The organism is Actinoplanes sp. NPDC023714, from assembly GCF_040639855.1.
Classification (GTDB): Bacteria; Actinomycetota; Actinomycetes; order Mycobacteriales; family Micromonosporaceae; genus Actinoplanes.
In genome coordinates this window covers 184703-204717 of sequence record NZ_JBFAAR010000002.1, presented here as the reverse complement: position 1 = coordinate 204717, position 20015 = coordinate 184703, and the positions used below count along the sequence as shown (strand labels likewise).

Sequence of the window (20015 nt, the reverse complement as noted above, 5' to 3'; positions counted from 1 at the left end):
CCCTGCCGTACAGCCACGTTCGGCTGGCTGAACCGTAAGGCTCTCTCCACGCCCGAATTGTCGCCCTGCCGTACAGCCACGCTCGACCGGCTGAACCACAGGGCTCCCTCCACGCCCGAATTGTCGCCCTGCCGTACAGCCACGCTCGACCGGCTGTACGGCAGGGCTCTTTTCACGCCCGATTTGCCGCACTCCCGTGCAGCCCAACCGGTCAGGACAGGGTGCAGCTCACCGCCGGCGTCGACGCCGGCCCCGAGCCGACCAAACCGAACGTCGCCGACGCCCCGGCCGCCAGAGCACCGTTGTGGTCGGCGTTGCGGACGGTCACCGGCGGCGTCGTCTGCACGCCGTTCCAGAGCGAGGCCACCGTGGTCCCGCTCGGGTAGGTCCAGTTCACGACCCAGCCCTTGCCCGCCGTCGTGCCGGTGTTCTTGACGGCGACCTCGGCCTGGAACCCGCCGGTCCACGAGCTCGTCGTCTTGTAGGTGGCCGTGCACCCCTGGTCCCCGCCGTCGCCGCCGCCCGCCGTCGTGGTGACGCTGCGCCCGGCCGAGGCCGCCGACACGTTCCCGGCGGCGTCCCGGGCACGGACGCTGAAGGTGTACGCCGTCGACGCCGCCAGCCCGGTCGCCGTGTAGGTGGTCCCGGAGACGGTGGCGATCACGGTCCCGTTGCGGAGCACGTCGTACGCGGTCACGCCCACGTTGTCGGTGGACGCCGCCCAGGTCAGGGTCGCCGCTGACGACGTGATGCCGCTCGCGGCCGGCTGGCCGGGAACGGTCGGCGCGGCGGTGTCCGACTCGCCGTACGCGGCACTGAGGCTGATGCCCGTGGTGCTGCCGACGCCACCGAGCGGCACCTGGTGGTCGAGGCTCACGAACTTGCCGCCCTGCTGCCACAGCGCCGGCTTGAGCAGCGCGTACTTCTGCTCGTCCCAGGTCTTCCAGTCGTCGAGCAGCAGGCCTCCGGTGTCGCCCGAGTTCGGGTTGAGCACCCAGAACGTCTGGTGCAGGCGGTGCTCCACGATCAGGTCGCGCAGCGCGGTCATCCACTTGTCCTGGCGCTCGTCCTGGCCGAGCCGCCCGCCCCACTCGCCGATCAGCAGCGGCGCGGTCTTGTTCTCGTGGATGTAGAGCCAGTTCGGCCGCCACACGTCGTTGGTCAGCGTGGTCTTGTCGAACGGCTTGTCGAACCACGGCTGGTTGAAGACGAGCGGCCCGTAGTCGTGCGGCGAGTAGACGAGCTGGTCCTGGTTGGCGCCCAGGTTGATCGGGTGGTCCTCGACGCCGCGCAGGTTGCCGCCCCACCAGTTGTAGTAGTAGTTCGGCGACAGGTCGGGGTCGGTGTTCGGGGAGTTCCAGGTCTCGCCCTCGCGCGGATAGACCTCCTGGCCCTCGACCAGCACCAGCACCTCGGGGTTGATCGCGAGGATGCGCTTGGCCGCGGTCTCGGCCGTGTACTTCCAGTTGTCGACGTCGGTCGAGTCGTCCCACTTGGCCCGCGGCGTGGTGCCGGGCGTGCCGTGCGGCTCGTTCTTGAGGTCCATCGCGACGACCGTGTCGTTGGTCTTGTAGCGGGCCGTGACCCACTCCCAGGCCTGGTAGTACAGCTCCGGCGTGATCGAGCCCTTGTACCAGACCGGGTGGATGTGACCGGAGTTGTCGGCCTCGGCGCTGTGCACGTCGAGCATGACCTTGATGCCGTACTGCTCGCAGAGCGCCAGCCAGTAGTCGAAGATCTGCAGGCTGTTCTTGCCGGTCAGCTCGGGGTTGGCGTACGTGTTGACGTTGACCGTGCCGAACGTGCCGGCCTTCCACTCCAGCAGCAGCTGCGTGGAGATCGGCACCCGGACGAGGTTGATGCCGCGCTGCGCCATCGACCGGGTGATCTCGGTGATGTTCGCCGACCAGAGTCCGTGGAAGACGCGCTCGGACGCGTTGAAGCCGAACCAGTTCGTGCCGGTCAGCCAGACCGGGTTACCGGCGGCGTCGACGATCTGGTTGCCGGAGACGTGCAGCCAGTCCGACGCCGGTGCGGCGGCCTGGGCGCCGGAGGGCGCGCTCGCCCCTCCGGTGATCGCCAGGGCCAGGCCGCCCAGCGCCGCGACCAGGCGTTTTCTTGCTCTTCGACTGAGCACGTGGGACTCCTTGCAGGGTGGGGATCGGGGATTCGGGAGCGCTCCCATCGACATCCTGCAATCTCGGGGTCACCGAACTCAACCTTTTCCGAAACAAACTCAGGCCGGGTCGTAACCGCCCGCGGCGATCTCCTCGATCAACGACGGCCGCACCGGCTTCCAGCCCAGCACCCGGCGGGCCTTCGCCCCGGACGCCCGCTGGCTCAGCAGCAGCGCCGCGCCGAAGTAGCCGAGCCGGGCCACCGTCGCGGCCGGGTCCTCGGGAGCCGGGCGCCCTCCCGCCCCGAGCCGCCGCGCGGCCGCCTCCCCCAGCTCCCCGGCGGTCGGGTTGTCGCCGCTCACCCCGAGGAACACCGATCCGGGCTCGGCCTTCTCCAGCGCGAGCACGTACAGCGCGGCCAGGTCGTCGACGTGCACGGTGGTCCAGTGCTGGGTGCCGTCCCCGATGAGGTGCCCCTGCCGCGCGGCCTCCACGACCAGGCCCGGGATGCCCCTGCCATGACCGAAGACGATCCCCGGCTCGATCAGCACCGACCGGATGCCGGGCGCCGCGAGCGCCCGCACGTCGACCTCCTCGCGCCAGGCCACCAGCGCCGGAGCGTTCCGCGGCGTCTCCTCGGTGATCGCGTCGCCCGGCCCGTGCACCCAGACGCCGCCGGTCCGGATGAACACTTCCGGACGCGCCGCCAGCACCGCGTCGGCGACCGCGGCCTCCACCGCCGGTTCGGGCGCCGCCAGCTGGATCACACCGTCATGCTTGCCGGCGAGGTCGCGCACCAGGGAGGTGTCCCGCAGATCGCCGATCACCGCGGAGGGGAGGGAGGCGGCGGCGGAACGCACCAACGACGTCACCTCGTGACCGCTCTCGATCAGAGCGGTGCGGACAGTTGACCCGATGTAACCGGTCGCGCCGGTCAGCAGAATCTTCACGAGGAAGAGCCTGCCGCGCCGGTCTCATCGTGTCCAACGAACGCTCTTCATAGCTCCGATCGCCGAGAGCGATAGGGTGGGCGGCGTGGAGCAACGTCAGCTGGAGTTCTTCGTGGCGGTCGCCGAGGAGCTCAACTTCACCCGTGCCGCCCGCCGCACCCACGCCGTGCAGTCCACCGTCTCGGCGAGCATCCGCGCCCTCGAGCGCGATCTCGGCACGCCGCTGTTCGACCGCAGCACCACGCGGGTGGCCCTCACCGACGCCGGCCGGGCGCTGCTGCCCGAGGCGAAGAAGGCGCTGGACTCCCTGGACACGGCGCGCGCCGCCGTCGAGGGCGCGGGTCTCGGGCTGCGCGGGAGCCTGCGCGTCGGCACGCTCTCCGGCCTGACGGCCGTCGATCTGCCGGGGCTGGTCGGCGACTTCCGCGAGCGCCACCCCGGGGTACGAATGACCATGACCGTCGCGGCCGAGGGCAGCGAGGGCCTGCTGGAGAAGCTGCGGAACCACCAGCTCGACGTGGCGTTCGTGGGCGTCGACACGGCGGCGGTGGCCGGCGTCCACCTCACGCCGATCGCCACGTTCCAGCCCCGGCTGCTCGTGTCCGAGAGTCATCCCCTGGCGGCGGAGACGGCGGTCGATCCGGGCGCCCTGGCCGGCGAGCCGTTCATCGACCTGCCGGCCGGTTACTGCAACCGCGTCCGCTCCGACAACGACTTCCGCCGCGCCGGCCTGACCCGCTCGATCGTCGTCGAGGTCACCGACCTCACGACGGTGCCGGACTATGTGGCCGCGGGCCTCGGCGTCGCGCTGGTGCCGCCGCTGCGGGCCGAGGCCGGAGCAGCCGTCGTCCCGGTCGCCCTGGACCCGCCCGCCACACCGTGGACCCTCGCCGTCGCCCGCTCGTCCGCGCTCCCCGCGAGCCGCGCGGTCCAGGCCTTCCTCGACCTGATCCCGCCGCACACCACCACGACCAGCGAATACTAGCGCCAGAAATCGGCGTGGACCTCGGTCCCCGTCCTTCCCCACGCCACCGTTCGCCGGCCCTCTCTTCAAGATCAAGAGCTGGCCATCGTACGAATGAAAGGCTCTGTCCCGGGAATCGAGGGTCAAGCGAAGTGGACGGTGGCGAGCGCGGCGCCGACCAGCAGGCCCATGCCGTTCGTGGCCCAGTGCAGCGCCGCCGCCGCGAGCAGGCTGCCGCTGCGCCGCCGGAGTTCGCAGAGGAGCAGGCCGGCCAGCGCCGTGAAGGCGACCGCGCCGGCCACGGCCAGGACACGGCCGGTGGTGCCGCCGCCCACGGCCGCGCCGATCGCCTGGTTGGCGTCGGCCAGGCCCAGCGAGGGCAGGATGTGCCACATCCCGAAGAGCACCGACGACACGACGCTGGCCCAGACCGCGCCGCGGTGCCGGTTCACCAGGCCGTGCAGCACGCCGCGGAACGCCACCTCCTCGAGCAGCACGGTGCCGAGCGGGATCACCAGGAAGGCGGTCTCCAGGACGGCGCTGGGGTGCAGGTCGTACCGGCCGTCCTGGAACGCCGGCCGGGTCGCCGGCACGGCCGCGGCGATGCCGTAGACGACGGCGACGGCCAGCACGGCGCCCGCGGCATACTTGGAGCCGCGGGTCAGCGTGCGCGGCGAGAGGCCCAGGTCGTGCCAGGTCAGGCCGGCCCGGCGGCCGAGCAGCAGGAGGCCGAGCGCCACCAGCGGGCCGGCCACGAGGCCGGTGCCGGGCGGGCCGAACTTGTTGGCCACGTTGACGGCGACCAGCACCACGACGACGGCGCCGAGGATGAAGCCCAGGCGCCGGCCGGAGACGGTGAGGATGCGGTCGTCGGACACAGCCGCAGGACGCTACCGGTACGAACTGGATCTTAAGCGGCGAACCGTGATTTTTGTGATGAGCACCGCTCCTTTGAACCGTTGAGCCATCAGCGGACGACGATGCCGACCGTCTGCGCCAGCGCGGGCGCCGCCTCGGCCGGCTGGTGGTCGCCGATCACGGCGGTCACCTTGTCGAACCGGGCCCGGCGGACGGCGGTGTCGCTGATCCGGCTGACGGCCTGTCGCCGCCGGGAATACGTTCGAGGCGAACCCCCGGTACACCGCCCGACGCGCTGGGCGCCAAGCACATCGTGCGATCACCGGATTGAAGGAGATGCAAAGGAGCATCGCCATGACCGATCGCTTCGATCCCAACATCCCGCCCAGAGGACCGACCGACCCCGCCATCGAGGGCGAGTTCCTGGGCATCGTCGCCGTCACCGAGCGACCCGCCATCGGTTCGTCCAACCTCGTCGTCAACCGGAGCAAGCCGTTCGACATCGACGTCAGCTGGCGTGTGTTCGGCAACCTCGTCCCCCTCTGGCTCACGGCCCTGTCGGTACAGACGAAGGAATGGGTCGTCACCGCGTTCGCGGAGTCCCAGGGTCCCGGCGACGAGGTGTCCCTCGGTGAGGTCCGGGTGCCGATCGGCGGCCCGACGTTCGCCCAGAGCGAGACGTACTCCGCCAGGCTCGAGGTTCCGGCCTTCAAGCTGCCCGAGGGCGACCCCGGCAACACCACGCAGGCCGGCGTCTACAAGCTCGTCGTCACCGCGTTCCTCAACTCGGAGCTCGGTGAGGTCGGCTACGACATGATGGGCTACCACGACGGTCCGATCATCAAGGTCGAAGACCCGCGGTGAGAGCCCGGCCGGCCGGTCCGCCGGACAACGGCGTCCGGGTGAGCCGGCCGGCCCTGCCGAGCCCGGTTCCGGCAAGAGCCGGGTCTCTGTGAGGTCGTGAGGAACCGAATCAGGCCACGTCGACCGCTTCGACGGTGATGCCGCCCAGCGAACCGACGTGCCGGGCGCCGAAATCGCCCTGGTCGATCACGGTGAGCCGGGGGCGGGCCTTGCCCACGACGACCCGGCGGCCACATGCGGCGTCCGTGCAGGCGAACAGCACCTCGGTGGCGTTCTCGGCTTCACAGACCATCGTGTGCAATGCCATCTCAACCTCGATTCAGGCCGGGGAGCGAACGATTTCCCGATCGGGGCGGCCTGAACCCACTTGTCCGCCCTCGCCACGAAAATGGCACATCCACCCATGGAGACACGCCATGGACGAGACACATCCGCTGTCACCGGCCACCCGCGCCGCTCTCGTGGCGCTCTCCCAGGGCAGCTGCGACTTCCCGGGCTGCCGCACTCCGGTCATGGTCTTCCTCGGCAACGAGCCGGAGGTCAACGTCGAGCCGGTCCGCATCCGCGGGGCCGATCCGGACGGGCCACGCCATGCGCCCGGGATGGATTCCGAGGACCTTGATGCGTACGACAATCTGCTGCTGCTCTGCGTCCCGCACCGCAAGACGGTCGACCGTGACCAGGCCACGCACCCCGCCGAACTCCTGCAAACCTGGAAGCCGAGCCCGCCCGGCCCGCTGTCGGCGTTGCGGGGATTGACCGAGCGCCGCCTGGACGCGCTGCTGACCGGCGCGTTCGGGGAGGCCCGGGAGCAGATCGACGAGGCGCTGACCGCGTTCGAGAAGTCCGATCCGGCGGCGGCCCAGCTGCTCCGCGAGCTCGTGGACACGCTGCACGACCACCGCAGCCGGTACGCCGCCGATCCGCGGCTCACCCGGTATCTGACCACGCTGGACCGGAAGGTGGACTCGCTGCTGCACCGGGTCGAGCAGAAGCCGCCGCGGCCGCCCCGGCTCAACGTCGGCTGGCAGACCCCGGCCGGCGGATAGCGCATCCGTGGCGCGGCGGGGTCTCGATGCCACGGTGCTTTCAACCGTACAGTTGAAAGGGCTAGGGTGGCAGAGAGGCCGCGCCGACGCTGAAAGGATGCCCACGATGTCGCTTTCTGATCTGACGCCCGCCGAACGCCACCGGCAGGTGGCAGGCGAGTTCAGTGCCCGGGTGCTCGGGGTGAAGGATTGGGACGCACCCACGCCCGTCGATGGATGGCGGGCTCGTGATGTGGTGCGCCACCTGGTCGAATGGCTGCCCGGATTCCTCGCGGGCGGGTCCGATGTGCGATTGCCGGCGGTGCCGGACGCCGGCGACGACCCGGCCGGCGCGTGGCAGCAGCATGCCGCCGCGGTGCAGGCCGTCCTCGACGATCCGGGGACGCCGTCGCGGACGCTGCGGAATCCGCACATCGGCGACGTGCCGCTCGATCAGGCCATTGACCGGTTCTACACATCCGACGTCTTCATGCACACCTGGGATCTGGCGCGGGCGACCGGTCAGGACGATCGGCTCGACCCGGAGTTCGCCGGCGGGCTGCTGGGCGGGATGGAGCCGATGGAGGAGATCATCCGGTCGTCGGGGCAGTACGGGCCACGGGTCGCGGTGCCGGACGACGCCGGGGTGCAGGACCGGCTGCTCGGCTTCATCGGTCGCGATCCTTCCTGGACACCGTAATCGTCGCGCACGGTTGACGGGGGCGGTCCGGGGTACGTGGCGATCCATGCGGCTGATCGTCAACGGGGCGAAGCACGAGCTCGACCTCGATCCCCGGACCACTGTCCTCGACGCTCTACGCGAGCATCTCGGCCTGACCGGCGCCAAGAAGGGTTGTGATCACGGCCAGTGCGGCGCCTGCACGGTGCTGCTCGCCGGGCGCCGGGTCAACAGCTGCCTGCTGCTCGCGATCGCCCACCAGGACACCGAGATCACCACGGTCGAGGGGCTGGCCGGCCACCCGGTCCAGCAGGGCTTCCTCGACCACGACGGGTTCCAGTGCGGCTACTGCACGCCCGGCCAGATCTGCTCGGCGGCCGGCATGCTCGACGAGGTCGCCCAGGGGCGGCCCAGCGCCGTGACCGAACCGCACGACCACGACCTGCTGAGCGACACCGAGATCCGCGAGCGGATGAGCGGCAACCTGTGCCGCTGCGGCGCCTACCCGAACATGGTCCCGGCCATCCGGCAGGCCGCCGCCCAGGCTCAGGAGACACCTCGATGAAAACCTTCGAATACCGGGGCGCCACCGGGCTCGACGACGGCCTGGAGCCGGGCGCGATGTTCCTCGGCGGCGGCACCAACCTGGTCGACCTGATGAAGCTCGGCGTCGCCACCCCCGACGTACTGGTCGACGTGAACCGCCTCGGCCTCGACGCGATCACCGACCTGCCGGACGGCGGGCTGCGGATCGGCGCCGGCGTACGCAACAGCGACCTGGCCGCCGACCCGCGCGTGCGGGAGCGCTACCCGGTGCTGTCCGGCGCGCTGCTCGCCGGGGCGTCCGGCCAGCTGCGCAACATGGCCACCACCGGCGGCAACCTGCTGCAGCGCACCCGATGCCGGTACTTCATGGACGCCACGAAGCCGTGCAACAAGCACACGCCCGGATCCGGCTGCCCGGCCCGCGAGGGCGACCACCGCAACCTCGCCATCCTCGGCGCCTCCGAGCACTGCGTCGCCACCCACCCGTCCGACATGGCCGTCGCGCTCGTCGCGCTGGACGCCGTCGTGAACACCAGCGGGCCGGCCGGCGAGCGCAGCATCCCGGTCACCGACCTGCACCGCCTGCCCGGCGACGAGCCGGACCGCGACACCGTCCTCGACCACGGCGAACTGATCACCTCGGTGGATCTGCCGGTCCTCGGCGTGGCGGCCCACTCGTTCTACCGCAAGGTCCGGGACCGGGCGTCGTACGCGTTCGCGGTCGGCTCGGTCGCGGCCGCCCTGAGCGTCGAGGACGGCGTGGTCCGGGACGTGCGGCTGGCCTGGGGCGGCGTCGCCCACAAACCGTGGCGCGCCCGGCTCGCCGAGGAACGGCTCCGCGGAGCGCCGGCCGGGCGGGAGTCCTGGCTCGCCGCGGCGGACGCCGAACTCGCGGCCGCCCGGGGACTGCGCGACAACACGTACAAAATCGGTCTGATGCGCAACCTGACCGCCTGGGTCCTGGAGCACCTGTCATGACGTCTGCCATCGGCGCGCCGCTCGCGCGCCTCGAAGGTCCGCTCAAGGTGAGCGGTGCCGCCAAGTACGCCGCCGAATACCCGCAGGACGACGTCGCCTACGGCTGGATCGTGACGTCGCCGGTGCCGCACGGGCGGTTGAGATCGGTCATCGCGGATCCGGCCGACACGGTGCTCGCGGTCCTCTGGCACGGCAACGCGCCGCGGATCGCGGAGACCGACGACCCGGAGCTGGCGGTGCTGCAGTCGGACCGGATCGCCTACCGGGGCCAGCCGGTCGCGCTCGTCGTCGCCGCCACCCTCGAGCAGGCGCGGCGGGCGGCGCAGACCGTGCAGCTCGACATCGAGGAGCTCGGCCACGACGCGGTGCTGCGGGCGGATCATCCGGAGCTCTACACCCCTGAGCAGGTCAACCCCGCCTTCCCGGCGACGACGTCGGCCGGTGATGTGGAGACGGCGCTGAGGGATGCGGAGGTCGCCGTCGACGTCGTCTACGAGACCCCGGCCCTGCACAACAACCCGATGGAGCCGCACGCCACGATCGCCCGCTGGGACGGCGACGCGCTGACCGCTTTCGACTCCAACCAGCACCCGTCCGGGGTCGCCGCGACACTCGCCGAGGTCTTCTCCCTGCAACCCGATCAGGTCCGCGTGGTCACCGAGCACGTCGGCGGCGGTTTCGGCTCGAAGGGCACGGCCCGGCCGAACGCGGTCCTCGCGGCCATGGGCGCCAAGGTCGTCGGCCGACCGGTCAAGGTCGCGCTGCCCCGCCAGCAGATGTTCACGATGGTCGGCCACCGTACCCCGACGATCCAGCGGATCCGGCTCGGCGCCTCCCGCGACGGCATCCTGACCGCGATCGACCACCAGGCGACGTCGCAGACCAGCCGGCTGTTCGAGTTCGCCGAGCAGACCGCCGTCTCGACCCGGCACATGTACGCCGCCCCGAACCGGCACACCACCCACCGCCTGCTCCGGCTCGACATGCCGACACCCCGCTGGATGCGCGCACCCGGCGAGGCGCCCGGCATGTTCGCCCTGGAATGCGCCATGGACGAGCTCGCCGAGAAACTCGGCATGGACCCCATCGAGTTGCGCATCCGCAACGAGCCCGACGCCGAACCGGAGGACGGCACGCCGTTCACCAGCAGGCACTACGTCGAATGCCTGCGCCAGGGCGCCCGCCGCTTCGGCTGGGAGGACCGCGACCCCCGCCCGCGCCGCCGCCGCGAGGGCGACTGGTGGATCGGGACCGGAGTGGCCGGCGCGACATATCCGACCATGGCCCAGCCCTCGGTGGCCCGAGTCCGCAAACTGCCCGCGAACACCGACACCCCGACCACACCGGGCGCGACAACCACGGCGGGCGCACTCACCGCGGACGGCGCACCTTCCGCCGCGGGCACATCGACCGAAGGCAGCGCAGTCACCGCAGCGGGCGTCCCTACCGCAGGCGGCGCAGCATCCGCGGGCGGCGCACCTTCCGCCGGCAGCGCACCTTCCGCCGGCAGCGCACCTTCCGCCGGCAGCGCAGCGAATGGGGGCGGCGCAGCGAATGGGGGCGGCGGGACTGTCTCGGGTGCTGCGGCCACCGGGGGCGACGCGGGCCGCTTCGAGGTGGCGATCGGCGCGGCCGACCTCGGCACGGGCGCGCGCACCATCCTCGCCCAGATCGCGGCGGACGCGCTCGGCGTGCCGGTCTCGGCCATCGACATCCGGATCGGCGACAGCTCGCTGCCGAAGGCGTCCGTGGCCGGCGGCTCCTCCGGCAGCGCCTCCTGGGGCTGGGCGGTCACCGGCGCCTGTCGTGAGCTGCTCGCTTCCGGCGGCGACGAGGCGACCTTCGACACCACCGAGTTGATCCAGCAGCAGGAGACGGAGGGCCGGCACGCTTTCGGAGCACACTTCGCCGAGGTACGCGTCGACGCCGTCACCGGCGAGGTCCGGGTTTCCCGCATGTTCGGCATGTTCGCGGCCGGCCGCATCCTCAACGCGCGCACCGCCCGCAGCCAGTTCCTGGGCGGCATGATCATGGGAATGGGCATGGCCCTGCACGAGGAGGGCGTCCTCGACCCCGCCTTCGCCGAATGGGTCAACCACGACCTGGCCGAGTACCACATCCCCGCCCACGCCGACGTGGAGGACATCGACGCCGCCTGGCTCGACGAACACGACGACCAGATCAACCCGATGGGCAGCAAGGGCATCGGCGAGATCGGCATCGTAGGCTCCCCCGCCGCCATCGTGAACGCCATCTGGCACGCCACCGGCATCCGGGTCCGAGACCTCCCGGTCCGCCTCGACAAGCTCCTGCCTAACCTCATGGAGTGACCGACCCCGATGCCACCCCCGCCGCGCGCCAAGGTCCAGCCACCCCGGAAGAGCCGCCGAGCAACGGCAGACCAACCTCGCGCGGCGGCGGCCGGGCCTCGCGCAGCGGCGGCCGGGCCTCGCGCGGCGGCGGCCGGGCCTCGCGCGGCGGCGGCGGGACGGCCTCGCACGACGGCGGGACGGGCTCGCACGACGGCGGGGCTGAGGCTCGGGCCGATCGGCTCAAGGAGCGGGTCTACATCACCTTCGCGGCGCTGGCCGTGGTGCTGGCACTCCGCGAGCACCACACCAGCGCCGCGCGGGCCGGCTCCACGCTGATCATCGCGGTGGGCGGCACGCTGCTGGCCGTCCTCGTGGCGGACGTCGTGTCGCACATCGCCGTGCACCAGGTGATGCCCACCCGCCCTCAACTCCGGCACATGATCGGCGTGGTGACGGGCGCGCTCGGCGCCCTCGTGCTGCCGTTCGTCTTCCTCGCGCTCGCCTACGCCGAGGTGTGGACGACCGAGCAGGCGCTGAGGCGCTCGACCATCGCGCTCGTCGCCTGGCTGGTCGCCATCGGCTGGGCCGCGGTGCGCCGGGTGAGGCTGCCGGTCTGGCAGAAAATGATCGTGCTGTTCGCCGAGTTCGCCCTCGGTGCCGCGGTCGTCGCGCTGGAATGGTTGGCACATGGCGCCTGAAACCGATCATTTCGCGAGATCATGACGGAGTGACAGGCCGCACCTTCGGAATCCTCTCCCCCTTCGTCGGTGGTGACTACTACGGCGCGATCATCGCCGGCATCAACGACGCCGCGGTGGCCGGCGGTGACCGGGTCATGGCGGTGCAGACGCTCGACCCCGGATCGCACAGCGCCGACCGCAGCGGCCTGCCCGAGTTCGACCGCCCGCTCGCGTGGGCGCACCTGTCCGGCCTGGCCGTGCTGCCCGGCGCCGTCGCGCCCGCCTACGCCGGGAAGGCGCGGGATGCCGGGCTGCCGGTGGTCCATGTCGCTCAGGACGGATGCGGTTCCGCGGTGCTCGCCGACAACCGATCAGGAGTCCGGGACGCCGTCGCCCACCTGATCGGCCACGGCCACGAGCGGATCGCCTTCGCCGGGTACCTGGCCCATTACGACCTCCGCGAGCGCCACGAGGGCTATCGGGAGGCGATGCTCGCGCACGGGCTGGAGCCGGTGCACTACGAGAGCGGGGACAACCACGAGAGCGGCGGTGAGCTGGTCGCCGATGAGCTGATCGTGGCCGGGATGCCGGTGACCGCGATCGTGGTGGGCACCGACCGGAACGCGATCGGACTGATCAACCGGCTGACCGCCTCGGGACTGTCTCTCCCCGGGGATCTGGCCGTCGTCGGATTCGACGACATCGCGGACGCCGCATACATGAGGCCGGCCCTGTCGACGGTACGCCAGCCGCTGGATCGCGTGGGCGCCGTGGTCTACGAGCGTCTTCATCGGTTCGTCTCCGATCAGGTCGACAGGGTCGGCACGGTTTTCGTGCCGCGGGAGTCGTGCGGATGCCCGAGCCAGGGGTTCCCGGTCTCCGAGCAGCACACGCGAGCGCTCTTCGGCGAGGTGCAGTACCTCCAGAGCACGCTGAACATCCAGTACGAGCTGGGGATCGCCCTGCTCGGCGCCGCGGCGGCCGACCCACGGTCACTGGAGTGGCTCGGCCTGACCCCGGCGGTGGCCGGATGCCTCGGTCTCTGGGCTCCACCCGCCCCGTCCTCCGGCGACGAGGCCTCCGGCGACGAGGCCTCCGGCGATGAGACCTCCGGCGACACGCCCCCATCCTCCGGCGAGGCGCCACCGGCGGACCACCGCGTATCGGACACGCTTGCGCTCGTAGGCGCCTACCGGACGTCCGTCAGCGCCGACGCACGCCTGCCGGTGGACGCCTTCCCTCCCCCGGAGCTGTTCGACACCGCCGACGGCCCGGCCGGCGACATCGTGCTGATCGCGCCGATCCGCAGCCGCGCCCGCGACTGGGGCATGCTCGCCGCGGTCGGCCGCATCCAGTCGACCACCCCGCCCGGCCGGGAGATGATGAACCACTCCGGTTCACTGCTCGCCAAGGCGCTCGACTACCAGGTCACCATGGCGGCGCTGCGGGAGCAGGAGGAACGCCTGCGCACGGCGGCCCTCCGCGATCATCTGACCGGCCTGCCGAACCGGCTGCTGCTGGAGGACCGGCTCACCCAGGCCGGGCTGCGCGCGACCCGCGACCCCGACTACCGGTTCGCGGTGCTGCTGCTGGATCTGGACGGCTTCAAGGCGGTCAACGACACGCTCGGGCACGCGGCCGGCGACCAGCTCCTGATCAAGGTGGCGGGCCGGCTCACCAGGCTGCTCCGCCGCACCGACACGGTGGCCCGGCTCGGCGGCGACGAGTTCGTGGTGCTGATCGGCGGGATCGGCGGCACGGACGGCCACGAGACCGTCCGCAAGGCGATCCGGACCACCCTCGCCGAGCCGTTCCTGATCGACGGCCGGGAGGTCACCGTGGGCGTCAGCATCGGCGTCGCCGTCTCGGCCGACGGCGCCACCGACCCGGACCACCTGCTGCGCGAGGCCGACGCCGCCATGTACCGGGAGAAGACCTCGCACGCGAGGTAGCCGACGGCCCGGCGGAGGAACGCGCGGCCGGCCCGGGCGGCGATCCGGGGTCCCACCCGTCGAAGGCTACGGGAGGGGATCCTATGAGGACCCGACCGGCAGCGGCGACACCGTCTTGGTGACGCCGAAGGCGAACGTCGTCTGGATGGACGCGAGCGTCGGGATGGTGCGCAGCCGATGACGCACGAAGTCCTCGTACGAGGCGAACGACGCCACGGTGACCTTCAGCAGGTAGTCCTGGTCGCCGGCGAGCAGATAGGCCTCGACGACCTCCGGCACCTCCCGCAGCCGCCGCTCCACCTCTTCGACGAGATGGTGCTCGTGCGTCTGCAGCGTGATCCTCACGAACGCCGTGATCGGGAGGCCCACCGCCTCCTGGTCGATCACCGCGCGATAGCCGGCGATCACCCCGGCCTCCTCGAGGAGCCTGACCCTTCGCAGACACGGCGACGGTGAGAGGCCGACCCGGTCGGCTAGGTCCTGGTTGCTGAGCCGACCGTCGCGCTGTAGTGCGAGCAGGATCCGCCGGTCGATGTCATCGAGATCGCGCATTGGCAGATTCTGCCAAAGGAACGGCCGATGCAGCACGAATTAGCAATCGTATGCCGCACCGAGAAGCATAACGTGACTCCCGTGAGAGGAAACAGAACCGGGCTCGCCGCCATGGCGGCCACCGTGCTGGTCTGGGCCGGCTTCGCGCTCAGCATCCGCGGCATCGGCGCCTCCTCGCTCACCGTCATGGACGCCGCGCTCCTCCGCTTCACTACGCCCGTAGTGCTGTTGTCGCCGTGGATCCCGCGGACACTACGATCGTTGTCCGGCGAGCGGCCGGCGGTGATCGTGGCGCTCTGCGCGGGCGCCGGCCTGCCCTACTTCACGGTCTCCGCGCTCGGCGGCTCGCTCACCAGTGCGGCCCTGGTCGGGCTCGTGATCCCGGGCGTGGTGCCGCTCTTCGTGGCCGGCCTCTCGTACACGATCCGGGGCCGGCGGATCCGGCGCGCGCAAGCCGCCGCACTCGGCCTGATCCTCCTCGGCGTCGCGGCCTCGCTGTCCTGGAGCACCGGCGGCGGAATCGTCGTGCTGCTGCTGGCGGGGCTGATCTGGAGCGTCTACACCCTCGCGCTGCGGACCACCCGGCTCGATCCGATCGGCGCCGCGCTCGTGCTCTGCGTGCCGTCCGCGGCGATCACCGGTTCACTGATCATTTCCGGACTCGTCCCGTCGAACCTGAGCCTCAACGGCGACGCGCTCACCTACCTCCTCGTGCAGGGCGTCGGCGTCGGCGTGGTCGCGGCGGTCTGCTACTCGATCGCGATCAAGAGGCTCGGCTCCCGGCTGGCGGCCTGTCTCGGCGCGCTCGCGCCGGTCCTCACCACGATCGTCGCGGTGCCCCTGCTGGGCGAGCCGATCACCACGCCCACGCTGGTCAGCCTCGTGTTGATCGTGGGCGGCGTAACCCTGTTCCCCCTGCTGGAAGGAAGATCCGAGAATGCTGCTCACCGCCGATCCGCTGTGGGAGCTCACGGCGGCGTGCGAGCGTGACACGAGGCCCGGGCGGCTCGACCTGATCGTCGGGGTCTACCGCGACGACAGCGGCGCCAGCCCGGTGATGCGCGCGGTCCGTGCGGCGGAGTTGCGCTTGGCGCAACGTTCGAGCACCAAGGCGTACGTCGGACCGTCGGGCAACCGGCGCTTCGCCGCCGCAATCGCCGAACTGCTCCTGGCCGACGACTCCGTGTTGGCCCGCACCACGGCGGTCCAGACGGTGGCCGGGACGGGCGCGTTGCGCCTGCTCGCCGAGCTGATCGCGGCGACCGGCCCGGACCGGACCGTGCACCTCGGCGTGCCCGCCTACGTGAACCACCCCGGTGTCCTCGCCGCGGCCGGCCTGCGCGTAGCCACGCATCCGGTCGCGGACACCCTCGCGGCCGCCTCGGTGGCCCGGCCCGGCGACGTGCTGATGATCCAGGGCTGCTGTCACAACCCGACGGGCTACCGGATGCCGCCGGCCGAGTGGGACGAGCTCGCCGAGGTGCTGTTCCGCCGGGGCGTCGTCCCCTTCGTCGACCAGGCGTACTTCGGCCTCGGCGACGGCCTCGACGAGGATCTCGACGGCATGCGCCGGCTGCTCCGCGTGGTGCCGGAGGCGTACGTGGCGGTCAGCGGCTCGAAGGCGTGGGGCCTCTACAACGAGCGGGTCGGCGCCGCCCTGGTGATCGGAACCAGTCCCGGCCGTGACCGCATCCTGCTGGAGAACGCGGCCCGGGTCAGCTATTCGCAGCCGCCCGCGCACGGCGCCGCGATCGTCGAGGAGATCCTGACCGACCCGTCGCTGCGGGCCTGCTGGCGCGACGAGCTGGAGTCGATGCGCAACCGCCTGGGCCGGCTGCGCGGCGGGCTGGCGCTGCGGCTGGCCGACCTGCCCGGATTCGCCCGCCTGGCCGAGCAGCGCGGCATGTTCCTGACCCTCCCGCTGCCGCCGGAGGCGATGGAGCGGCTGCGCGACGAGCACGCGATCTACGGCCTGCCGACCGGCCGCATCAACCTGGCCGGTCTGCCGTCCCACCGGGTCGCCGAGGTGGCCGCCGCGATCCGCGCGGTCGTGTCAGGCTGATTCGCGGAGGACCAGGGTCGGCTGGAAGACGACCGAGCGCGGGGACCGGCCCGGGCTCGCGATGTGGGCCAGCAGCAGCTCGGCCATCTCGGCGGCCATCTCCTCGACCGGCTGGCGGACCGTGGTGAGGGGCGGCCGGCACTCCAGCGCCGCGCTCGAATCGTCGAAGCCGACCACGGCGATGTCGTCCGGGACCCGGCGGCCGTGGTCCTGAACCGCCCGCAGCGCGCCCTCGGCCATGAGATCGCTGGCCACGAAGAGGCCGTCCAGGGCAGGATCGGCGGCGAGCAGCGCCCGGGCCGCCGCCTCGCCGCCGGCCCGGGTGAAGTCCCCGGTCACCGCCGGCACGTCCGGGAAGCCGCGATCGCCGAGGAAGCCGCGGAAGCCGTCGAGCCGCTCCGAACCGGCCGGGATGTCCAGCGGCCCGTTGATCGTCGCGATCCGCCGGCAACCCCGCGCCAGCAGGTGCCCGGCGGCCAGCGCGGCCCCGGCCCGCTGATCCACGTCGACGTAGCTGACCGGCAGCGGCCCGGACGGCCGGGACGACAGCACGGCCGGGATGCCCAGCGCGTGCACCTGCGCCGGCAGCGGGTCGTGCTCGTTGCTGCTGATCAGCAGAACCCCGTCGACGTGTCCCTGCCGCAGGTAGCGGACCACCTGGTGGTGGTCGGACGCGTCGGTCGGCACGACGACCAGGTGCACGTCGTGCGGGCGGAGCGCGCCGGTGGCGCCGGCCGTGACCCGGCCGAAGTACGGGTCCGTGAAGATCCGGTTGAGGAAGGAGTGGTCGTCCGGGCGGTCCGGCTCGCTGATCACCAGGGCGACCGAGTCGGATCGGCGGGTGACCAGGCTGCGGGCGGCGACGTTCGGCACGTACCCGGTCTGGGCGATCGCCCGCTGCACCGCCTCGCGGATGGCGGGCGCCACCGACGCCGCGTTGTTGATCACCCGGGACACCGTGGCCCGGGAGACGCCGGCCGCCGCGGCGACCTGGTCCATGGTCGGCTGCCGCGGTCGGGAGATCATGGAGTCTGATTCAACGGGAAGGTGACCACCATCGCCACCCCGGGGTCGCGCGCCTCGGCGACGGCCCGGCCACCGTGCGCCTCGGCCAGCTGTCGGACGATCCAGAGCCCGAGGCCGACGCCCTGCTTGCCGCCGGCCGCGAACTGACCGAACAGCCGCGTCCGCAGCTCGTCCGGGATGCCCGGGCCGTGGTCGCGCACCTCGAGGCGGTCGTACGCGCCGTCCCGGGCGACCCGCACGACGATGGGCGGCGCGCCGTACCGCAGCGCGTTCGTCATGAGGTTGAGCAGGATCTGCTCGAAGCGCTGCTTGTCGACGCGGATCGTCAGGCCGGGCGGGATCTCGGTACGGATGTCGGCGTCGGCCCGCACGTACTGCAGCGCGTCCTTCACCAGCGTGCCGGCCGGGTACTCCTCGCGGTCGAGCTTGAGGTGCCCGGAGCTGTCGATGCGGTGCAGGTCGAGCAGCCCGTCGGCGAGCCGGGCGATCCGGGCGGTCTGCCGCAGGGCCGCGGCGACCATCCGCTGGTCGTGCGCGGTGAACCCGGGCGAGTCCTGCAGCTCCTCCAGGACGCCGCGGACCGTGCTGAGCGGCGCCCGGACGTCGTGCGCCAGCGTGCTGACCATCCCGGCCCGCCACTCCTCGATCCGGGCCAGCCGTTCCCGGTCGTCGCGCAGGTGCCGGGCCTGCGCCTCGATGAGCAGCGCCACCGTGAGCGCGACCGGCATGAGGATCACCGCGCTGCCGACGACCGCCTGCGGCTGGCCGGTCAGGATCAGCGGGAGCATGAAGGCGACGGTGGCCGGCGCCAGGTAGAGCATCAGGATCCAGCGGGGGAAGTGCAGGCCGGCCCACGAGTAGAGCAGCACCAGGAACGGCCCGGTCCCGGTCGAGACCCCGCCGAACGACCAGGTGGAGAGGCCGAGGACGGCGAAGGCGGCGAGCCCGAGCCAGGCCGGCGAGAACCGGCCCATCCGGTTCCAGGGCAGCAGGAACCCGGCGAGCGCCGTACCGGCGTCGCAGAGCGCGACGGCGATGAGCCGGTCGGCGTGGGTGCGGTCGTTGAGGATGCCGAGCAGCGCCAGCAGGCCGGCCACGGTGAGCAGCACGGCGGCCTGCCGGGCCGCCTCGCGCGGCCCGGTTCCGAGCAGACGTAATAGACCGCTTTGCACCGATACGGATGATAACGCGGCCCCCGCGGGTGGGGGCCGCGATCAAAATGGGCTCACGGCCGGCCGTCCACCCCGCACTTGATGATCGGGCGGATGCAGTCGTTCACCCGGCGCGCCAGCTCCGCCACCGGCCAGGCGTTGAAGAAGTCGCCGTGCATCGTGTATCCGGCGCCGGACGCGAGCCGCAGCCGGCCCGGGTCGCCGGTGACCGGGTAGCGCATGACCTGCCGCAGCTTCGGCACCACGACCGGGTGGCTGGCCGGGCAGGCGTTGTTCACCGGGTACGCCATGTGGCTCTTGTGATCGGCCGAGTCCAGGGAGCGGCCGTCCCAGCAGTGCGGGAAGTCGAGGTACGACTCCAGCATCGAACCGGCCGGGCAGTTCACGAAGTCCGGCGACGACCCGACGTGCCCGGCGTGCAGGCACGACCATCGGGAGATCGTGTTGTCGGCCGGCCCGGTCGCCTTCGCGTTGCCGGCCACGATCCGCAGGCCGAGCGGGAACGGCTGGGTCTGCGCGATCAGGTCGTCCCGGACCCCCTCGCCGAGGTAGTAGAAGATGCCGGTCACCGGTTCGACCGGCACGTCGTCCCGGTACAGCGTCGGAATCCAGTAGGACGACTTGTCGATCGACGGGTTGCAGTTGCTGTTCGCGTTGAGCAGCGTGTCGACCGTCGAGTGGGCGTTCGTCACGGTGCTGCCGAAGAAGCTGTGCATGTGCGACGCGCCCGGCAGGTTCGGGAAGATGATCGGGTCGTCCGGCAGCCGATGACTGAACGGGCAGTCCGCCAGGAACTCCGCGACACGGACGATGTTCGGCGGCGCGGCTGTGGTCCCGTACACCTGAAGCTCTTTGACCGAAATCCCCCACTGCGTCGCCCGCGCTGCGCTCTCCAGGCGCACGAAGCGTCCGGAGCCGTTGACGCTGATGGTCTGCTTGCCCCCGCCTCCGGCGGCGGTGGAGTGCAGGGTGGTCCAGCTCTGACCGTCGGCGGAGGCCTTGACCGCAAAGGTACGAGCGTAAGCGGCCTCCCAGTCGATCACCACCGAGCTGATCGACGCGCTCGCGCCGAGATCGACCTGCAGCCACTGGGGATCGCTGAAGGCACTCGACCAGCGAGTGCCGGCGTCGCCGTCGACGGCGTTGGAGGCGGGGAAGGCCGCCGACTCGGTGGAGGAGGCGGTCGCCGGTTTGCCCTGGGAGAGCAGCGGATCGGCGGCACTGGCCTCGCCCGGCACCGCGATCACGAAAAGGCCGAGAACGACGGCCATCAAT

Annotated in this window: 20 protein-coding genes; 11 read left to right on the top strand and 9 right to left on the bottom strand. The window is 71.7% G+C overall.

All coding sequences use genetic code 11. From position 1 onward, the window contains the following. Positions 1-211: 211 nt before the first annotated feature. Both AB0G10_RS08740 and AB0G10_RS08735 read right to left on the bottom strand, forming a co-directional pair. On the bottom strand, positions 212-2137 hold the full coding sequence (locus tag AB0G10_RS08740; protein ID WP_360918172.1) for a cellulase family glycosylhydrolase: 1926 nt from the start codon (positions 2135-2137) through the stop codon (positions 212-214). Between the two features lie 99 nt (positions 2138-2236). Further along, the gene (locus AB0G10_RS08735; protein WP_360918171.1) at positions 2237-3067 is read right to left on the bottom strand and encodes an NAD-dependent epimerase/dehydratase family protein; all 831 of its coding nucleotides are present in this window, start codon (positions 3065-3067) and stop codon (positions 2237-2239) included. An 85-nt stretch (positions 3068-3152) separates the two neighbouring features. Between AB0G10_RS08735 and AB0G10_RS08730 the strand changes: the two genes are divergently transcribed. Next, the gene (locus AB0G10_RS08730; protein ID WP_360918170.1) at positions 3153-4052 is read left to right on the top strand and encodes a LysR family transcriptional regulator; all 900 of its coding nucleotides are present in this window, start codon (positions 3153-3155) and stop codon (positions 4050-4052) included. A 122-nt stretch (positions 4053-4174) separates the two neighbouring features. Here AB0G10_RS08730 and AB0G10_RS08725 read toward each other — a convergent pair whose 3' ends face one another. Both AB0G10_RS08725 and AB0G10_RS08720 read right to left on the bottom strand, forming a co-directional pair. Continuing rightward, complete coding sequence (locus AB0G10_RS08725) at positions 4175-4909, bottom strand: CPBP family intramembrane glutamic endopeptidase (protein WP_360918169.1); 735 nt, start codon at positions 4907-4909, stop codon at positions 4175-4177. Between the two features lie 89 nt (positions 4910-4998). Beyond that, positions 4999-5199, bottom strand: coding sequence for a hypothetical protein (locus tag AB0G10_RS08720; RefSeq protein WP_360918168.1), 201 nt, complete (start codon positions 5197-5199; stop codon positions 4999-5001). Between the two features lie 44 nt (positions 5200-5243). Here AB0G10_RS08720 and AB0G10_RS08715 point away from each other — a divergent pair, with 44 nt between their 5' ends. Further along, positions 5244-5753: a hypothetical protein gene (locus AB0G10_RS08715; protein ID WP_360918167.1), complete on the top strand. Its 510-nt coding sequence runs from the start codon at positions 5244-5246 to the stop codon at positions 5751-5753. A gap of 109 nt (positions 5754-5862) precedes the next feature. Here the strand turns inward: AB0G10_RS08715 and AB0G10_RS08710 are convergent, their stop codons facing one another. Beyond that, positions 5863-6060, bottom strand: a complete 198-nt coding sequence (locus AB0G10_RS08710) for a hypothetical protein (RefSeq protein ID WP_360918166.1) — start codon at positions 6058-6060, stop codon at positions 5863-5865. Between the two features lie 109 nt (positions 6061-6169). Between AB0G10_RS08710 and AB0G10_RS08705 the strand changes: the two genes are divergently transcribed. From AB0G10_RS08705 to AB0G10_RS08675, 7 genes are all read left to right on the top strand, one after another. Then, complete coding sequence (locus AB0G10_RS08705) at positions 6170-6802, top strand: hypothetical protein (RefSeq protein ID WP_360918165.1); 633 nt, start codon at positions 6170-6172, stop codon at positions 6800-6802. 106 nt (positions 6803-6908) lie between these two features. Then, positions 6909-7481, top strand: coding sequence for a TIGR03086 family metal-binding protein (locus tag AB0G10_RS08700; RefSeq protein ID WP_360918164.1), 573 nt, complete (start codon positions 6909-6911; stop codon positions 7479-7481). Positions 7482-7527: 46 nt separating this feature from the next. Further along, positions 7528-8025, top strand: coding sequence for a 2Fe-2S iron-sulfur cluster-binding protein (locus tag AB0G10_RS08695; protein ID WP_360918163.1), 498 nt, complete (start codon positions 7528-7530; stop codon positions 8023-8025). Then, positions 8022-8984: a xanthine dehydrogenase family protein subunit M gene (locus AB0G10_RS08690; RefSeq protein WP_360918162.1), complete on the top strand. Its 963-nt coding sequence runs from the start codon at positions 8022-8024 to the stop codon at positions 8982-8984. The genes AB0G10_RS08695 and AB0G10_RS08690 overlap by 4 nt, the downstream gene beginning before the upstream one ends. Further along, positions 8981-11314 carry a xanthine dehydrogenase family protein molybdopterin-binding subunit gene (locus AB0G10_RS08685; protein WP_360918161.1) on the top strand — a complete coding sequence of 778 codons (2334 nt, stop codon included), beginning with the start codon at positions 8981-8983 and terminating at the stop codon, positions 11312-11314. The genes AB0G10_RS08690 and AB0G10_RS08685 overlap by 4 nt, the downstream gene beginning before the upstream one ends. Then, positions 11311-11994: a hypothetical protein gene (locus tag AB0G10_RS08680; RefSeq protein WP_360918160.1), complete on the top strand. Its 684-nt coding sequence runs from the start codon at positions 11311-11313 to the stop codon at positions 11992-11994. Before AB0G10_RS08685 ends, AB0G10_RS08680 begins: the two co-directional genes overlap by 4 nt. A gap of 29 nt (positions 11995-12023) precedes the next feature. Then, positions 12024-13928 (top strand): GGDEF domain-containing protein, encoded by a 1905-nt coding sequence (locus AB0G10_RS08675; protein WP_360918159.1) that lies wholly within the window; start codon positions 12024-12026, stop codon positions 13926-13928. A gap of 81 nt (positions 13929-14009) precedes the next feature. Here AB0G10_RS08675 and AB0G10_RS08670 read toward each other — a convergent pair whose 3' ends face one another. After that, on the bottom strand, positions 14010-14480 hold the full coding sequence (locus AB0G10_RS08670) for an Lrp/AsnC family transcriptional regulator (RefSeq protein WP_360918158.1): 471 nt from the start codon (positions 14478-14480) through the stop codon (positions 14010-14012). A gap of 81 nt (positions 14481-14561) precedes the next feature. On the opposite strand from AB0G10_RS08670, the gene AB0G10_RS08665 reads away from it, so the two are divergent. Together AB0G10_RS08665 and AB0G10_RS08660 are read left to right on the top strand one after the other, a co-directional pair. Next, entirely contained in the window at positions 14562-15470 is a 909-nt protein-coding gene (locus AB0G10_RS08665) for a DMT family transporter (RefSeq protein ID WP_360918157.1), read from the top strand. Beyond that, positions 15418-16542 carry an aminotransferase class I/II-fold pyridoxal phosphate-dependent enzyme gene (locus AB0G10_RS08660; RefSeq protein WP_360918156.1) on the top strand — a complete coding sequence of 375 codons (1125 nt, stop codon included), beginning with the start codon at positions 15418-15420 and terminating at the stop codon, positions 16540-16542. Before AB0G10_RS08665 ends, AB0G10_RS08660 begins: the two co-directional genes overlap by 53 nt. Here the strand turns inward: AB0G10_RS08660 and AB0G10_RS08655 are convergent. The 3 genes from AB0G10_RS08655 to AB0G10_RS08645 are packed head-to-tail and all read right to left on the bottom strand — an operon-like array spanning position 16534 to position 20011. Continuing rightward, positions 16534-17568 carry a LacI family DNA-binding transcriptional regulator gene (locus AB0G10_RS08655; protein WP_360918155.1) on the bottom strand — a complete coding sequence of 345 codons (1035 nt, stop codon included), beginning with the start codon at positions 17566-17568 and terminating at the stop codon, positions 16534-16536. The two genes, AB0G10_RS08660 and AB0G10_RS08655, sit on opposite strands and share 9 nt — an antisense overlap. Continuing rightward, entirely contained in the window at positions 17565-18740 is a 1176-nt protein-coding gene (locus AB0G10_RS08650; protein WP_360918154.1) for a HAMP domain-containing sensor histidine kinase, read from the bottom strand. Before AB0G10_RS08650 ends, AB0G10_RS08655 begins: the two co-directional genes overlap by 4 nt. A gap of 53 nt (positions 18741-18793) precedes the next feature. Further along, positions 18794-20011 carry a DUF1996 domain-containing protein gene (locus AB0G10_RS08645; protein WP_360918153.1) on the bottom strand — a complete coding sequence of 406 codons (1218 nt, stop codon included), beginning with the start codon at positions 20009-20011 and terminating at the stop codon, positions 18794-18796. Positions 20012-20015: the final 4 nt, after the last annotated feature.

Excerpts from the sequence above, each read along its gene's own strand:
- AB0G10_RS08645 (WP_360918153.1), bottom strand. The coding sequence starts at position 20,011 with ATGGCCGTCGTTCTCGGCCTTTTCGTGATCGCGGTGCCGGGCGAGGCC.
- AB0G10_RS08685 (WP_360918161.1), top strand. The coding sequence starts at position 8,981 with ATGACGTCTGCCATCGGCGCGCCGCTCGCGCGCCTCGAAGGTCCGCTC.
- AB0G10_RS08655 (WP_360918155.1), bottom strand. The coding sequence starts at position 17,568 with ATGATCTCCCGACCGCGGCAGCCGACCATGGACCAGGTCGCCGCGGCG.
- AB0G10_RS08695 (WP_360918163.1), top strand. The coding sequence starts at position 7,528 with ATGCGGCTGATCGTCAACGGGGCGAAGCACGAGCTCGACCTCGATCCC.
- AB0G10_RS08670 (WP_360918158.1), bottom strand. The coding sequence starts at position 14,480 with ATGCGCGATCTCGATGACATCGACCGGCGGATCCTGCTCGCACTACAG.
- AB0G10_RS08715 (WP_360918167.1), top strand. The coding sequence starts at position 5,244 with ATGACCGATCGCTTCGATCCCAACATCCCGCCCAGAGGACCGACCGAC.
- AB0G10_RS08690 (WP_360918162.1), top strand. The coding sequence starts at position 8,022 with ATGAAAACCTTCGAATACCGGGGCGCCACCGGGCTCGACGACGGCCTG.
- AB0G10_RS08700 (WP_360918164.1), top strand. The coding sequence starts at position 6,909 with ATGTCGCTTTCTGATCTGACGCCCGCCGAACGCCACCGGCAGGTGGCA.
- AB0G10_RS08660 (WP_360918156.1), top strand. The coding sequence starts at position 15,418 with ATGCTGCTCACCGCCGATCCGCTGTGGGAGCTCACGGCGGCGTGCGAG.
- AB0G10_RS08710 (WP_360918166.1), bottom strand. The coding sequence starts at position 6,060 with ATGGCATTGCACACGATGGTCTGTGAAGCCGAGAACGCCACCGAGGTG.
- AB0G10_RS08705 (WP_360918165.1), top strand. The coding sequence starts at position 6,170 with ATGGACGAGACACATCCGCTGTCACCGGCCACCCGCGCCGCTCTCGTG.